Genomic DNA, 1,353 nt, shown 5'->3' with positions numbered 1-1,353 from the left:
CCACAACCATGTCCACCCCACGCGGCAGACACAATCCGACCCTGCTCTCGCGACCCACACCGAGACCGGTCAGATAGCGGGCCAAGCGATTCGCCCGCGCCTCCAACTCCCCATACGACAGCACCACGGAACCACACCGCACCGCCGCCGCACCCGGCGACCGCTCGACCCAAACCCGGAACAGCTCCAACAACGACCCCGCCGACACTGACAGCGCAGTGTCGTTCCACCGCTCGACCACGAGAGAGCGTTCTGCCGGGCCCAGCGCGTCGATGTCACTGACCTGTGCGTGCGGGTCAGCCGCGATCTGTTCCAGCACCCGCATCAGACGATCAGCCACTGCCCGGACGGTGTCCTCGTCGAACAGGTCAGGCCGGTAGTCGAGGCGAAGCCCCAAGTCCTCAGTCGGGTTCACGCCCAGGGCCAGCGCGAAGCTGGTCGACTCCCGCATACCGGTATCCGTGAGCGACAAGCCTTCGCTGGAGGGCGGCACCGCCGGGTCACCCGGATAATTCTCGAACGCCATCAACGTATCGAAAGTCGCACCAGGACCAGCCACCCGCTGAATGCTGCTCAGGCTCAAATGCTGGTGGTCCAGCAGCGCCGACTGCTGGGCCTGCAACCCGGTCAGCAGCTCGGCGATCGTCTGCGCCGGATCGAAACTCACCCGCACCGGAACCGTGTTGATGAACAACCCCAGCATGTCCTCCATGCCCGGCAGATCCGCCGGCCGCCCCGCCACCGTCGCACCGAACACCACATCACGACGCCCCGCCAACTGCCCGACCACCACAGCCCAAGCAGCCTGCACCACCGTGTTCAACGTCAGCCCAAGAGCACGAGCCAGCTGCCGCAACGTTCCGGCCAGCCGCTCGCCTGCCGTGACGGTGAGCATGCGGGTCAGCACCGACGCGGCGCTCGACACCATGGGCGCGACGAGGGTCGGTTCCTCCGCCCCGGCCAGCGCCTGCTGCCACGCCTCGCGGGCGGCTTGCTTGTCCTGACGGGACAACCAGGCCAGGTAATCGCGATACGGAGCCACCACGGGCAGACCACCCGCACTGCCGCCCGCCGCATAGCAGGCCCACAACTCACGCATCAAAATAGGCAACGACCAACCATCCAACAGCAGATGATGCAGCGTCACCATCATCCGATACCGGTCCCGACCCACCTTCACCAGCAAAACCCGCACCAGCGGCGGCTGCGCCAGATCGAAGCGCTGAGCACGCTCCTCGACCCCGATCCGCTCCGACTCCGCCCACGCGGCTTCCCCGTCCAGCCCCGACAGATCCTCCTCCCGCCAGGGAAGATTCACCTCGCGGGCGATCACCTGAACGGGCTGCCGCATCC

1 protein-coding gene is annotated in these 1,353 nt (G+C 66.9%); it reads right to left on the bottom strand.

The window, feature by feature from the left end; translation table 11 throughout:
* A partial coding sequence (locus QMK28_RS33930) for a condensation domain-containing protein (RefSeq protein WP_326443545.1) occupies nucleotides 1–1,333 on the bottom strand: 1,333 nt, incomplete at its 3' end.
* Nucleotides 1,334–1,353: the final 20 nt, after the last annotated feature.

It is taken from the genome of Streptomyces sp. H27-D2 (assembly GCF_035828615.1).
Lineage (GTDB): Bacteria > Actinomycetota > Actinomycetes > Streptomycetales > Streptomycetaceae > Streptomyces.
The sequence above is the reverse complement of the archived record's forward strand: the minus strand, read 5'-3'. Positions and strand labels throughout refer to the sequence as shown.